Genomic DNA, 15414 nt, shown 5'->3' on the forward strand with positions numbered 1-15414 from the left:
CTCGACAAGACAAAAGAAAACCCGGCGTTTCCGCCGGGTTTTCCATCAAACCTCGAGAGAGGGTTGATTAGAAGGTGCGCTGCATACGAACACCGAAGAGGAGTTCGTCAACGTCAGACGCAGAGCTCGGGTCGGTGTTGGCGTAACCAACGTCAGCACCCATTACGAAGCCAGAGACCGGCTCCCACTGTACGGAACCGTCGATTGCCCAACGGGTCAGGTCGGTTGCGCCGTTCGGCTGATCGATGTCCATGTAGGAACCGTCGAGTGCCAGACCGATCGTGGAAGTTGCCTGGATGTAAGCACCAGCCGACAGGGAGTAGCCGGTGGAGGTGCCGCTGGTCGGGCCGTAATCGGAGACTGCTACGCCGCCAACGGTGCTGCCTGCGCCGATGTAGGACAGAGCGCCGTCTGCGTAGAAGCCCTGGAAGAAGATGTTGGAACCGGAGTTCAGCATCGGCAGGTTGATGGCTACGCCACCGCCGATTGCCCAACCGAGGGAATCGTCAGCACCGTTGTTGGTTGCGCCGGTCTGGTGTGCGTTTGCACGATCCGGGTAAACCTGATGCAGAGCACCGGACAGCTGTGCAGAACCCCAGCCCTGGGAAACGCCGAGAGCAGCGACCAGGTCCGGTGCACGAGTGCCGCCGTAGGTGCCAACTTCACGATGCGAACGATCTTCCAGAGCGATCGTAGCGGAGAAGCCGTTGCCGAAAGCTGCGGTGTAAGCGATCTGGTTGACCGTCTGATCGGACCAGTTACGGCTAACAACACCCATGAACGTCTGACCGGTAAAGATGTCGAAGTTCGAGGTCAGAAGACCAGCCGTCAGGCCGCCCCACTGGATGTAAGCGTTGTCGAGCGTTGAGGAGCCGACAGCGTTCGTAACGGTGGAGTACATGGAGACGTATGCACGCAGGGTACCGAATTCGGTTGCGGTGCGAGCGTCCAGGTACAGGTAACCGCGAGACAGCCAGGAGTAGCCGTCGGAGTCACGGTTGCCCCATGCGCCGTTGTCCAGCGTGTTGTTGACGACAACCTGGGTACGAACACGGCCGCCAACGCGGAGGCAGGTTTCGGTGCCCGGGATGTAGTAGAAGCGTGCGCCGTAAGCGTCACAGACGCGAACGTAATCAACCGGCTCCGGAGCAACCGGAAGATCGGCTGCCTGTGCGGTGGTGGCAGCAGCAGCAGCTGCAGCGCCGAGCATCAAGCTCTTGAGTTTCATATCTGACCTCCAATCAGTCATTTCAATTGGCACCAAAGTGAAGCGCCATTGTCCCCGCGAATTGTTTCTGAGTTTGCCACCGACCGGAGGTTGGACGTCCGAGGCAGACAAATCAGTGCGGCTCGAAGCCGCTCGCAAGGATGACCATACGCATCCAATTTCGCGGTTCAACACAGAATACGGTTCTGACCTACCGCAGCGGCTGTTTTCAAAAACCGGTGTTGCGCGAATGTCACAAAAACAGATGGGAAATTTAGAAACTGTTAGGATTCTCGGCAAAAACGCCGGTTTGACCGGCCCTTGACCGGGAGGCTTCGCGCCTCACCCCATGCGGATTCTCGGGGAATCAAAATGGGGACGGCCCGGCAGATTGAAGCCTGCCGGGCCGCGTGACTGACTGGAGTTCAAAGGATCACAGCCAGAAATCTAATCAAATGATTAGAAAGTGCGCTGCATACGAACACCGAAGAGGAGTTCGTCAACGTCAGATGCGTTGTCCGGGTCGGTGTTGGCGTAACCAACGTCAGCACCCATTACGAAGCCAGAGACCGGCTCCCACTGTACGGAACCGTCGATTGCCCAACGGGTCAGGTCGGTTGCGCCGTTCGGCTGATCGATGTCCATGTAGGAACCGTCGAGTGCCAGACCGATCGTGGAAGTTGCCTGGATGTAAGCACCAGCCGACAGGGAGTAGCCGGTGGAGGTGCCGCTGGTCGGGCCGTAATCGGAGACTGCTACGCCGCCAACGGTGCTGCCTGCGCCGATGTAGGACAGAGCGCCGTCTGCGTAGAAGCCCTGGAAGAAGATGTTGGAACCGGAGTTCAGCATCGGCAGGTTGATGGCTACGCCACCGCCGATTGCCCAACCGAGGGAATCGTCAGCACCGTTGTTGGTTGCGCCGGTCTGGTGTGCGTTTGCACGATCCGGGTAAACCTGATGCAGAGCACCGGACAGCTGTGCAGAACCCCAGCCCTGGGAAACGCCGAGAGCAGCGACCAGGTCCGGTGCACGAGTGCCGCCGTAGGTGCCAACTTCACGATGCGAACGATCTTCCAGAGCGATCGTAGCGGAGAAGCCGTTGCCGAAAGCTGCGGTGTAAGCGATCTGGTTGACCGTCTGATCGGACCAGTTACGGCTAACAACACCCATGAACGTCTGACCGGTAAAGATGTCGAAGTTCGAGGTCAGAAGACCAGCCGTCAGGCCGCCCCACTGGATGTAAGCGTTGTCGAGCGTTGAGGAGCCGACAGCGTTCGTAACGGTGGAGTACATGGAGACGTATGCACGCAGGGTACCGAATTCGGTTGCGGTGCGAGCGTCCAGGTACAGGTAACCGCGAGACAGCCAGGAGTAGCCGTCGGAGTCACGGTTGCCCCATGCGCCGTTGTCCAGCGTGTTGTTGACGACAACCTGGGTACGAACACGGCCGCCAACGCGGAGGCAGGTTTCGGTGCCCGGGATGTAGTAGAAGCGTGCGCCGTAAGCGTCACAGACGCGAACGTAATCAACCGGCTCCGGAGCAACCGGAAGATCGGCTGCCTGTGCGGTGGTGGCAGCAGCAGCAGCTGCAGCGCCGAGCATCAAGCTCTTGAGTTTCATATCTGACCTCCAAAAGTCAATTTTCATTGGAACCGAACCTGACCCTCAAGGACCGGCGGGCTCCATCCCCGCGATTTCGTACAAAAACAATTCAGCAGAAAAGACAGAACCGTTTTTACTGGCGATTACTCGCCGTCGCAGAGGCTAAGAACCAAACTCGACCTGGCACAGCAAGCCCAAACTGCCTCGGGTAAGCACAGTCAGGTATCTGTGTGTTTTTTCTGCAACATGCTGTTTTGCAAACCATTTTCCATTCCCTAAGGGAACAGGAAAACAATCACCCCAGCAAAACCCTGCAAAAATCACGAACACGTGAGGCAGACCTCGCGCCCTTTCCGGGACAAGGCAACAAAGAACAAATGAAAACATCCAAAATCTAAGATAACCAACAAACAAAAATCGTCACAAACTTCAAGTTTTTGAGTGAATATATCTATTATGTTTTTCATTTTTTCTTTATTTATTCTTTGTTAATGGAATAATCGAGAAAAAACAAAGAAATTCACACGCTTCCCTTTAGGAATGTGAAACGCCACTCAGACGAGTGGAGAAAATCCTCTGAAACCCGAATACACAAGGCGAATCTCGTCTTCCACATACTTTGCGGCACATTCTGAATCGGAAAGATTCGCAGTGATTGGGTCAAACAAGGCATGTTGCAGGGATTCGGCCGCTCCAAGCCGGAAAATCCAGGACCGGGCGAATGTGCCTGCTGAAACGGTTTGTCCGCCGCCCAATGACCTTCGGCGGACATCATTTCACCACTTCAATTATCTGGGCGACCCGCGGTGCTTGATCAATGTCCCCTGCCCCCTAGCGCAGAAGAACCGTTACTCCGGCACTGTTGCCATTGGCATCGAGCACGGTCACATCGGCAAAGCCCGGTGTGTCCGGCTGCCAGACGAGTTGTCGCTCCCGCTGGCCGGTGTGAAGGGGTTTGCCGTTGACCAGGAAGGAAAAAGGTCCGGCGCCGCCCTTGAACTTGACCACTAGAGGCTGCGACGCCTGGTTCGACGTGGTGCTGTCCCGTGCGAATCCCAGATCGAGTTCAGCACCGTCCGGTGGGTAGGAAATCTGCAAGGCGTCGCCCGTTCGCATGGTGCCGCGGTTTTGCGGCAAGCGGGCGAAGCGAAGCGGTTCGGGAACCTGCCGCCCGGCAACACCCATAGCTTCCGCCGGACCATCGGGGAGCGGAACCATGTCCGGCCCCAGGATCTGAAATGTCTCAAAGAGGATCGGTACGGCGACAGACGCTCCCGTCGCCCCGGGAACAGGCGTGCCATCCGGCCGTCCCGACCAGATTGCCACCACATAACGTCCGTCATAACCAACCGCCCAGGCATCCCGGTAGCCATAGGCGGTGCCGGTCTTATAGGCAACATGGTGCGTTTCGGCGCTTTGCGGCTGCGGCAATCCAGACAGAATGTCGCCGACCAGCCAGGAGGCCTTTTCAGACAGGACGCGGGCCGTGGACACCGGCGGCCTGTCTCCTCCGCAGTCCGCCCGGCAGACCGACAGAGCGACCGGCTCTCCTCCACGCGCCATTGCCGCGTAGGCCTGGGTCAAGTCCCGAAGGGATAGGCCGAGACCGCCAAGGCTGATGGCAAGGCCAGGGGCGATGCCTTTCTCCATGACGGGATTGGCACCGGCCCGTTTCAACCGCGCAATCAGCCTTGCGGGCCCGACGGCTTCCAACAATTTCACGGCCGGTGTGTTGAGAGACAGCTGCAGCGCTTCGCGCAGGGTGACCGTCCCCTGGTAGGATTGGTCGAAATTTGTCGGCTGGTAACCGCCGATGTTGGTTGCCCGGTCTTCAATGAAGCTTTCCGGCAGACCGACACCTTCTTCAAAGGCAAGACCGTAGATGAACGGTTTGAGTGTTGACCCCGGCGAACGGGTGGCACGCGTCATGTCGACATGGCCCTGGCGGCGCGTGTCGAGCAGGTCCGGCGCACCGACACTTGCCAGAATCTCTCCGCTCTGGTGATCTGCCACCAGAATTGCCAGAGAGACGGGCGCAGGCATCGTCTCGCTCTTGCGCCTGGCCAGCGCTTCGAGCGCGCGCTGAAGCTCAAGGTCGATGGTCAACCGGTGGACGGGCGATTGAGGCGAATCGGCACGTGCCTGCCGGCTTTCATGCGGTGCCAGGAACGGCATTGCGTAGCGCATGGACCTGACCGGCTCTGCCGCAGCCGAATCTGCCTCTTCCTTGCTTAGAACGCCGGCGGCCGCTGCCCGGTGTAGCACCCGGTTTCGGGCTTCGCGAGCGCGCTCGGGAAAACGGTCTGGCCGCCGAGCCTCCGGACTTTGCGGCAGCGCCACCAGCAACGCGGCTTCTGCAGGCGTGAGACGGTTCGGCTCCTTGCCGAACCAGGTCAGGCTTGCCGCACGCACACCTTCCAGATTGCCTCCGAAGGGAGCCCGCAGTGCGTAGAGCCGCAGGATGTCTTCTTTCGAGAATGCCGCCTCAAGCTGAATGGCTCGAAGCAATTGCTCATACTTGCGCTCAAGCGACTTTGTCGGCTGCTCTTCCAGCAACCGCGCGACCTGCATGGTGAGTGTCGAACCGCCTGAGACGATACGGCCGTTCCTGAGGCTCTGCAGGGCCGAGCGAATCAATGCCTGCGGATCGAACCCGCCATGGTCGAAAAAACGCTTGTCCTCAAACGCCAGCAGCATCCGAAAGTAAAGCGGATCGATTTCGGCCAGTTCCACCGGCAAGCGCCACTTGTCGTCCTGGCTGGTGAAGGCACGCAAAAGGCGGTCGGTCCGGTCGAGAACGACGACCGACAACGACAGATCAGATACACGGGGTGGAACCGGCAAGGACGCGTAGTCGTGCCCCACCTTTGCAAACAGGCAGAGCGACAGCGCGGCAGCGCCAAGACCAGTGGCGGCCAGCCACCGCCGGGTCATTTGCCAGTCCCGCCGCGCCAACGTCTTCATCGTCCGCCCTTACCGCGTCGGCCCGAGAACGACCAACCTGCCGGTTGCCGTGATGGCGCGCCGATCCGGACGATACATGTCCTCGACCGATGCCGGCGGATGCGTATAGTCCCCCGGCGTTGCCGCCCTGGCGAGATAGGCGAAGGTCAGTTCCTTGCTGCTCCAGCGGGTCTGGTCGACAGCCACTTCGAAACGGTCCTTGTAGAAGGCCGAATGCTCGGGCTGATCGATCGTATCCAGGAACGAAAGGCCGCCGAGATCACCGGATCGCACCAGTCGCGGATTGTCGATCGCAAGACCGGCAGGCAAGCGGTCGACCACCATCAGTCGGCCCGGATGATCCGTCAGGGCCCGCACGGTCACGACCACGGCAAGCCGCGTGTTGACGGGAACAGCGGTTGGGTCGATCGGGTTGCCGTCCAGGTCGTAGACCGTCCGCTCGACGGCATAATCCTTGCCACCGGCAGGTTCAGGCACCAGCGGCTGACCGGCCACGGAAACGAGAAGCTCCGTTGCAGCCTCACCGTTGTTTTTCACCTCCGCCGGGAATCCTGCGACTTCACTGCCAGCCAGCGACCACGCCAGACGCCCCGGTGTCACTTCACCGCGAACGGAAATCTTCGCGTCCTGCGCGGATTCGTTGAGCGCATTGGCAGCCAGAAGCAGCCAGGCCATGTCCTGGGTCGACCGGTATGGCTTGTTGGCCTGGGCCGTTTTGAGGAAGTCGATGGCTTCTGTCTTCAGACTGTCGTCCATGGATGCCGAAACGACATAGTCCGTCACGCCGGCGCTGTCGCGCAGGATCGAGCCATAGTCGTCGCGGTAATACTGCGGAGCTTCCTTCGGCAAGGCGGCAAGTGCCGCTCGGAAACCGGTTGCCGCCCGCTCACGCTCGCCATAAAGGGCAAGCCCGGCGGCAACCTGTGCCTTGGCGAGCGGTGTTGCGAAGTTCTGCAGCTTGGCATCCAGGTAGTAGCGAAGGTCGCCCATCGAGGCGCGGCCGTTGCGAGCCAGCACGTAAAGTGCATAGGCGATATCTTCGCCGCCATCCTGGAAGTCGGACGAATAGGCCAATCTGTTTTCCAGATTGTCCAGCGCCGAGGTGAACGCAAGGTCGGGCACCAGATAGCCCTTCTCGCGAGCCCGCGTCAGGAAGTCGGTGACATAGGCGTTCAGCCAGGTGTCGCCACCGCCATAGCTGTTCCAGAGACCAAAATCACCGGAAGAGGACTGGTTCGACAGGATCCTGGCAATCGCCTTGACCACCCGTTCCCGAATGGCGCTGTCACCGCCCAGACCGGCAGCCTCCGCAACTTCGCTGAGATAAAGCAGCGGCAGGGCACGGCTGGTCGTCTGCTCGGTGCAGCCATAGGGATAACGGTCAAGTGCTGCCAGAAGGCCAGCGACATCTATGCTTGCCGCGCCGCCCGCGGACAGGGTGATATCAACCGTGTCTGCACGCAGGCCGTCGAACGTATCCGCATCCAGAGAGAGACTGTCGCCCGATGCCAGCGAGAAGCTGGACTGACGGACGACTTCGGGCTGGGTATCTTCAACCTCGAGGTTGAAACGCTTGACGAAGACTTCGCCCTGCGGCCCGGTTAGAGACGCCACGACCTCTGACCTTGTCAGCATGTCTTCAGCTGAAACAGCCAGAAGAACCATCTGTTTCTTGCCGTTTTCCAGATCAAGCGTGCGCGACTGATCCGTGCTGCCGCCTTCCAGGCGAAGTCCATCCGCCACAGAGACGTCGAGCGTATAAGCGCCCGAAGGACCATCGACATTGTCGATCTCCAGCGCGATGCGTGACTGGTCGCCCGGTGCCAGGAAGGCTGGCGCACTTGCCGTGATTACGACCGGTGAACGCACTTCCACTTCCTGATCGGCTGAACCGACACCGTCCTTTGTCCAGGCAACGGCCATCAGTTTGACCGCGCCATTGAAGGCCGGGATGTCGAAGGAGACCGTCGCTTCGCCGTTGTCACCAACGGTCACCAGTCCGGAGAAAAGGGCAAGCGGTTCTTCGTCTGGTGGGGGTGCATCGAGCCGCATGCCTGCGGCGTCTCCTCCGGATCGGACCCGCCCGCGCGTTCCCGCCATTCGGTCGATCAACTGGCCATAGAGATCACGGAAATCGGTGCCAAGGCGGCGCTGGCCGAAGTACCATTTCTCCGGATCGGGTGTCTTGAATCCGGTGAGGTTCAGGATGCCGACATCGACGGCGGCAACCGTCAGATAGGCCTGCTCTCCTGCTTTCAGGTTCGCAAGTTTCACCGGCACGTCCAGTGTCGTTTCGGGCAGGATCCGGCTCGGTGCCGACATTTCCACGTCAAGCGCCCGGTCACCCGGATCGACCTGCAACCAGGACAGGCCAACCGCACGCGATGGCATTCGCTTCTGGTCAAGGTCCATGGGGCGGTAGAGGCTTGCCGTGATGTAGGCTCCGGCCCCCCAATCGTCACTGACCGGTATCTCGACCTCGGTTTCCTCGGCTGCCACCTCGACGGTCTTGCTGGCCAGCAAACCGCCGGAAACAACATTGACCACGGCAATCCCGGCCATCTGCGGCTTCAGGCGCAGTTTAGCCGTGTCACCCGGCCGGTAGCTGGTCTTGTCGAGGCCTACGTCCAGATAATCAGGCGTGTCGGACGATGCATCAGCGGAATACCAGCCAGCGTTGAAGGTGACGCGGGTGGATGTCTGCAGCGGTCCGCTGCCCTCGACATCGAGACGGTACTCGCCCCATTCCACCGGAAGGGAAAGCTGTGCCGGCTGCCCGGCGGTCACCTGCAAGGTGCCGGTCGCGACACGGCGGGTTGTGGTGATCGGTTCATAGGACCAGTTGCCGTCATAACGGTACCACTGATACCGCCGGTCGACCTTTGACAGGGTCCAGCCGATATCGGCCGCATCCATCTCCTGTCCGTCCTCATCAATGACGATCACGGAGAAATCTGCGGGGCCGCCTTCGTCGACACCACCGTCATCGAAGGCAGGCTTCACGCCAATGCGCGGTCCATCGATGGCGACGGGCAGATCCAGATCCCGCTCCACATAACGGCCACCGGCTTCCACCAGGCGCGCAATCAGCTCACCGGTATAAAGCATGGTCGTCTCGGGAAGGTCGGGCATGAAGACATCAAAGGTGAGCTTGCCGTCGTCGCCGGTCTTCAGGCCGGACGACAGAGACCCGCGCTGGGAATAAGCGTCCGCATCGGCAATGCCGAACTGGTAGCCAGGATGGGCTTCAAGTGTGCGGATCGGCCGTACGATGACATCGCCTTCCAGTGTCTGGCCGCTCGCCGGTGAACCGTAGAGATATTTGGCATCCAGGGAAACCGCTGTCGGCCCGGTGCGGTTGAAGGCCTTCGCATCGGTCTTCAGGTCAAAATCGACTCGCTCGGGCTGATAGTCTTCCACAAGGAAGGTCTGTTCGGTGAGTGCCCTGCCCTTCGGATCGGCAAAGACCTGCCAGGACCAGATCCCCTGTTGCGCAGAGGCTGTCAGCGTCACGTCCTGTAGGTGACTTCCGAGCCCGCCGTCGTTCACGGTAAAGCGGGCGTGCTCAACCCCGTCGGGGCGGTTGAAGATGAAGGTGAGCGGAAAGTCTTCCTGTGCGGTCGCACTTGCGTTGCGCAGCAGAGCCTGTGCGTGCACGGTTTCGCCGGCCTTGTAGATACCGCGATCCGTCCAGGCAAAAACGTCGAGCGGGCCCGGTGCAGCGCGGCCTTCGACACCGCGGTCGGACAGATCGAACGCAGGCTTACGCAGGTCGAGGAAGGAATAGTCGCCCTCGGGCGTTTCCGCGACCAGAATACCAGGTGCCTGTCCACCCCGGCCACGTGTGAGACCGACGGCAAAATCCGCAAAACCTTCCGCGTTGCTGACGGTTTCACCCAGAATGTCGTTGTTGACGGCCAAAAGGCGCACGGTCACGCCTTCCAGTGCTTCAGCGCTTGTCAGAGAGCGAATGTTGGCCGAAATGCCGTTGTCACCCGACAGGGCCGTCAGGCCAAGATCCGACACAAGGAACCATTGGGTCGCAAGGGTCCCCCAACGGTTCTGCTGATCCAGCTTGGAGCGCGCGGTCATCGCGTAGACGCCCGGCTTCAGCTCAATACCGGTTTCGGAAATCGGTATCGCGGTGGTTATGTCCTGGTTGAGGTCGTTGCCGGTTTCCACGATCCCGGTCCAGACCTTCTCGCCCAATTCGTCCTCGATCTGATCCGCCCGCCAACTGTCGAGCTGCCGCAGGAAGCGGTTGTCGCGCAGGATGTCGGCGATGGAACGGTTGCCGATGCGGTAAATCGAGGTTTCGACTTCCGAGGTGTTTACGGAAACGATCGGAATGGTGGGATCCCCACCGGCGGGAAGGACGTAGGAGCGGCTCAAGAAGCTGACAGAAGGCGCGCGGTCCTTGACATAGACCGTCAGGTCGGCGGTCTTTTCCAGTTTCTCGCCATCGGCGGCCGGCAGGCCACTGCGCGCTGTAATCTGGTAGCGGCCACCGTGCTTGAGCCCGTCGGCACAGATCTGGTTGCCTTCCGATTCGATTGCAAAGGTGCCCTCACCGCTTACGCTGACATAAGGGCTCATGTCCTGGCCGAGCGGCAGTTTTTGCGAAAAGACCAGACAGATGCGCGGGGACGCACTGTCGGAATCCACTTCGTGATCGACGATCCGGAAGCCATGTTCGGCCACCAGATCCGCATACTGACGGCGGACGCTGGAGTTTTCCTCAGCCGCCAGTGATGCCCGCAAAGCCTTGATCGCAGTCTTGTATTCGCTGCTGCGGATCAGCGAACGGCCCAGCATTTCCAGCGCCAGGGCACGTTCCGGTGCACTCACCGAGCGCAGATAGGCATTGATCGAGGCGGAAACCGCGTTCTTGCGTTTGGTTTCCCTTGCCTCCCAGCTATCAGGATCCTGCAGCATCAAGGCCGTGGCGAGCTGGGTCCAGGCATCGAACTCGCCCGGTTCCAGCTTGATCAGTTGGAGGAAGTCAGCTTCGGCAAGCGCACCGTTGCGCGCACCGAGGGCGTCCTGACCGCTGCGGCGCAGTTGATCTGCCGTCTGGCCGTTGGGACGTACCGAATTTGCTATGCTGAGGGAATAGGTCTGCGCGCTTTCCAACTGAGACTTGGGAACAAAAACCAGTTCCGCCTTGCGATCCGCGCTCTGGTCGGCGCGCGGTGCTTTGACCTCGACGACACGACCGGCGACAGCACCGGCAAAGCTCTGCAATTCGCCGTAATCGGTTTTCAGAAAACACCAGCCCGCAGAGGTGTTGAAGGTGAAGGCGCGGCATTGCGAGTCGCCCAGGCAGACGGACTTGCAGCCGTCCAGATCGACATCTTTCACGGTGCGATAGTCACCGCCGAAAAAATCGGCATCGTCGATGGTGACTATTCGCCGGTCCTGCGCCCCTGCGGATGTGGCCATGATGCCGGCCAGGCCTGCGGTTGCCACAGCGAGGAGCGTTGTCTGCGCGGCCGTCTTGAAGCGGTGCTTGAAATTCATGGAAAGCCTTTGGGAAACAATCGAAAAAACGAACATGGCCAATCCTCCGGGGCCGATAATTTCCCCTATCAAGGCACCGGATCGTGACAAGGACAAGGCAAAAAAGATTTTAGAGTGAACTCTGCTGACGCTAGGGCGTCACCCCGTAAATGAAAACGAAATGGCATGAGAAATGACGAACCGCGTCGGGCGGGTTTCCCAGTGCTGGCTTTATGCCCGGTCAAGCATGCTGAGGAAACGCGGTGACCCCAATTTCATGTCTTTGAGATGTGACCGGATTGGTCTTCCCAAGCGTTATGAAAGCCTCAAACGAGCTATATTTCCTGCGCTTCCACACCTTGAAACCTTAGCCGATCCTGCCGACAAGCTCCTCGATCAGCAACGCAACTTCCTGGGCAGCCTTGCTGGACGGTGCGTCCTCGGTCACGGCGTAACCCTTGCCCATGGCGGAGGCAAATAAGGTTCGGTTGCCAAGGCGCGCATTGAGTGCATCATAGCCGGAGGCTGCAATGGCCTCAGCCATTTCGCCTGTCAGGGACGCACGGGGCGGCACGCGATTCAGCACCAGCAGGGCGGGGGTATCTTCCCGAGCGGCCATCTCGATGGTCTGCGACGTAGCCCATAGATCGACAGGTGTCGGCTGGATCGGAACAATCACGAAGTCCGCTGCGTCGATGGCCGGCTTGGCATCGCTGTCGGTCTTGGGTGGTGTATCGATCACCACATAGCCATGAGACTTGGCGAGCGAACGGGCCTCGCGCCGTGCGCCCCACCCGGAAGCTGTCCGGAATTCAAGGCCGGTGTTGTCTTCACCAAGGCTGTCTTCCCGTGCCTCGAACCAGGTCCCCAGGGAGCCTTGCGGATCCACGTCGAGGATCGCCACAGGTTCGCCGGATTGTCTGGCAAGCGCAACGGCAAGATGGGCCGCGAGGGTGGTTTTCCCTGACCCGCCTTTTTGCTGTGCAACAGTCAATATCCGTCCGGACATGCCTAAACCTCCAGAATTTCACCAATATATTGCGCTGTTGTTTTTCGCAACGCAACAAATCTATGGCTTATCCAAATGAATTTCCGCCGCGTTTACGGAAATATGCCTATGATCAGACTTGGTGTCTTTTGAAAGCTACCGTTGAGGGAGGCGCACCTGAAGGAACTGCAAGAGCGAAGCTGGGCCCTGAGATGGCGTAATCCGGCGTTCTGCAAGCGCCTTTTGTATGACGCCCTGCAACAGGACCCGACACCGGATCCCGGTAACCGGCCGCTTCAGTTCAATCTTGCCTGGCTGGAGCGCTGGTCCGGTCATTTCGATGCGGCGGCAAAGCTTGCCGACGAGGCCTTTTCGATGATGGATCCGAAGCAGGATCCGGAAGGCTGGTCCGAACTTCTGGTGATCAAATCGGTCTGCGTCTACAGCCTCGGTGAACTCAGCAAGGCCGATGCCATTCTGGGGGAAAGCCTCGAAATCCTGGGCGCCGGGGCCCATGGCCCTGCCGGCATCGAACCGCTGACCGTGCTCGCCAACATGTGCGCCTATTATCACGACTATGAAAAGGCACAGTCCAAGCTGCAGGAAGCCATGTCCATCGCCGACCGGCTGGGCCTTGTCTATGAACGCTCTCACATCCTGCAAACCCTGTCGCGAACCGAATTGCGCTGCGGCACCGTTGAAGCTGCCGTCGACGCGGCGAAGGCCTGCCTGGCAGATGCGCTCGAGCATCGCAACGCCGTAAATCTTCCCTACGCCTACGAGGTTCTGGGGGCTGCGCTGGTGGAAGCAGGTTCGCTGGAAGAAGCGCGCAGATGCGCCGCCAAGGGGCTTGCGGCGTCTCAGTTCAGCCAGGACCAACGGGTCGCCTGCCACCTCTATTACGTACTGGGTTTGAGCCTTTTTGAAGAAAAACGCTTCGACGAGGCACGGGCGGAACTGGAAAACGGTCTTCTGAATGCGGCGGGCGCCGACTATAACCACTGGATGCGGAGCTTCTACCTGAAGCTTTCACAGACCCATGAAGCTCTGGAAGAGCATCGCAGCGCGCTGGACTATCTGAAGGCCTATGTGACCCTTCAGAAAAAGATGTTTACCGAGGAAACGGAACGTCAGAGCAACGACTTTCGCAATCGCATGGAGTTTCGGCTGGCGCACAGCAAGGCCGATTACGAGCGGGAGCTTCGCACCAGAACCGAAACCCTGAATGCGGAATTACAGGAGGCCAACACCAGCTTGCGGGAACTCAACGCCCGGATCGAGTACAATGCCCTGCATGATGCGCTGACAGGTATCGGCAACCGCCGGATGATGTCGAAATTCTTCGAAACGACCAGATCCGGCATGGCGCCGGGCGTGAAGGTCGCCGCCGTCTTGATCGATCTCGACCGGTTCAAGAGCGTCAACGATCATTACGGCCATTCGGTCGGAGATCAGGTTATCAAGGCGATAGCCGGCCGGTTGTCGGATCTGCTGCAAGAAGGCGAGACGATTGTGCGGATGGGCGGGGACGAATTTCTTATCCTGTCGACGCGGCGCATTGGTGCCGAAAGCCTTTCAGCCCTGGCCGAGCAGATCGTCCACGAAATCAACCTGCCGATTCCGATCGAGGGCTCTAACGACAGGACAGTCGGTGCGAGCGTCGGCGTCGCGGTTCAGCCCAACGGACCTGACTTGGAATACGAGCTGCTCAGGAACGCGGATGAAGCCATGTATCAGGCAAAGAAAACGGGCCGCAACAGGAGCTGCCTCCATTCCAGCCTGGATGTTTCCCTGTCCCAGGGCGCCGACGCGTCCTGAAGCTATGACCAAATCCTTTTCCGGCAAGAAGAGCGGGCAAGAAAACCTTGCCGCTATTTTCCGCCAAGCGCCGTATAGACATTCCAGGACGGACGGCCCGTCACCGGAAGGCCGTGGCGCGCCTCGGCCTTGCGGATGCCTTCACGAGTGGCCGGGCCGACCTTTCCATCCGGCTCGCCGACATTGAAGCCATTGCGGTTGAGGAGCTTCTGCAACTCCACGCGCTGCGCACGGGAAAGGCCCGGGTTATCTGTCGGCCACGGGGTCTTGAACGGGTCGCCCCCGGAAACGAGCTCCGACAACAGGGCAATCGCCAGTCCGTAGGAGGTCGACGCATTATAGGAGCGAAGCGCCCGGAAGTTGCGCGTCACCAGGAAGGACGGACCGCCCGCCCCTGCCGGCTGGATCAGGGCCGCGTCCAGGTTGCCGGAAAGGCCGCCACCGTCGATTTTGGTGAAGCCCCGTTTGGCCCAGGTCGACAGGGACGAGTAGTTCTTCAGGCCCGACGGGCCGCTGTAGCTCTTGGGTGCCTTGACCTCGTACCCCCATGGCCGGCTGTTGCTCCAGCCGGCGTTTTTCAGGAAGTTCGCTGTTGACGCCAGCGCATCGGGGACCGAATTCACCAGATCCTTGCGGCCATCGCCATCAAAGTCGACGGCAAGGCTGTTGTAGGTGCTCGGCATGAACTGGGTCTGACCGAAGGCACCCGCCCAGGAACCAACAAAATCCTTGGCCGGAACATCGCCGCGCGAGGCAATCTGCATGGTCTTGATCAGTTCGCCCTGGAAATACTTCTGGCGACGCTTGCCGGCGCAGACCAGATTGGCGAGCGCATGCGGGGTGTAGAAGTCGCCACGGAAATTGCCGTAATCGCTCTCGATGCCCCAGACGGCCAGGACCACGTGCCGGTCGACCCCGTATCTCTTTTCGATGGAGGAAAGCGTGCTGTTGTGCTTTTTCAGGTTGGCCTTGCCGTCCTGGATGCGCTGCGTATCGACCAGAAAGGCCATGTAGTCCCAGATTTCGGTCTTGTGTTCGGGCTGGGACGTCGAGAAGCGGATGACTTTCTCGTCAAAGGTTACGCCCGACAACATGCTTTCGGCTATGTCCGGACGGACACCAGCGGCAACCGCCTGCTTTTTCAGGGAGGCCACGCAGCTTTCGATGGCAAAGGCCGATCCAGTCATTGCCATCATCGACAGACCGGTTCCAAACGCAACATTCACAAGATGATTTCGCATGCCCTGACGCACAGGCCCCTCCGCAGCTTCGAAGCAGTTTCCGAACGCTGCCACGCTAGCGCGACATAAATGCGGCAAAAAGGGGGGAGCTGGAG

7 protein-coding genes are annotated in these 15414 nt (G+C 59.8%); 1 reads left to right on the top strand and 6 read right to left on the bottom strand.

All coding sequences use genetic code 11. The features are described from left to right. Positions 1–67 precede the first annotated feature (67 nt). The 5 genes from V1T76_RS11230 to parA form a co-directional block, all read right to left on the bottom strand. A complete protein-coding gene (locus V1T76_RS11230) occupies positions 68–1228 on the bottom strand; it encodes a porin (RefSeq protein WP_330560743.1) in 1161 nt (386 codons plus the stop codon). Positions 1229–1666: 438 nt separating this feature from the next. Then, positions 1667–2827: a porin gene (locus V1T76_RS11235; RefSeq protein ID WP_330560744.1), complete on the bottom strand. Its 1161-nt coding sequence runs from the start codon at positions 2825–2827 to the stop codon at positions 1667–1669. A gap of 813 nt (positions 2828–3640) precedes the next feature. After that, positions 3641–5743 carry a penicillin-binding protein 1C gene (gene pbpC, locus V1T76_RS11240; protein WP_330560745.1) on the bottom strand — a complete coding sequence of 701 codons (2103 nt, stop codon included), beginning with the start codon at positions 5741–5743 and terminating at the stop codon, positions 3641–3643. A gap of 39 nt (positions 5744–5782) precedes the next feature. Beyond that, a complete protein-coding gene (locus V1T76_RS11245) occupies positions 5783–11329 on the bottom strand; it encodes an alpha-2-macroglobulin family protein (protein ID WP_330560746.1) in 5547 nt (1848 codons plus the stop codon). A gap of 310 nt (positions 11330–11639) precedes the next feature. Then, a complete protein-coding gene (gene parA / locus V1T76_RS11250; protein ID WP_330560747.1) occupies positions 11640–12281 on the bottom strand; it encodes a ParA family partition ATPase in 642 nt (213 codons plus the stop codon). A gap of 141 nt (positions 12282–12422) precedes the next feature. Between parA and V1T76_RS11255 the strand changes: the two genes are divergently transcribed. Further along, positions 12423–14078: a diguanylate cyclase domain-containing protein gene (locus V1T76_RS11255; RefSeq protein ID WP_330560748.1), complete on the top strand. Its 1656-nt coding sequence runs from the start codon at positions 12423–12425 to the stop codon at positions 14076–14078. 53 nt (positions 14079–14131) lie between these two features. On the opposite strand, the gene V1T76_RS11260 is transcribed toward V1T76_RS11255, so the two are convergent. Beyond that, a complete protein-coding gene (locus tag V1T76_RS11260; protein WP_330560749.1) occupies positions 14132–15319 on the bottom strand; it encodes a lytic murein transglycosylase in 1188 nt (395 codons plus the stop codon). Positions 15320–15414: the final 95 nt, after the last annotated feature.

The sequence above is a fragment of the Roseibium sp. FZY0029 genome, assembly GCF_036350355.1.
Lineage (GTDB): Bacteria > Pseudomonadota > Alphaproteobacteria > Rhizobiales > Stappiaceae > Roseibium.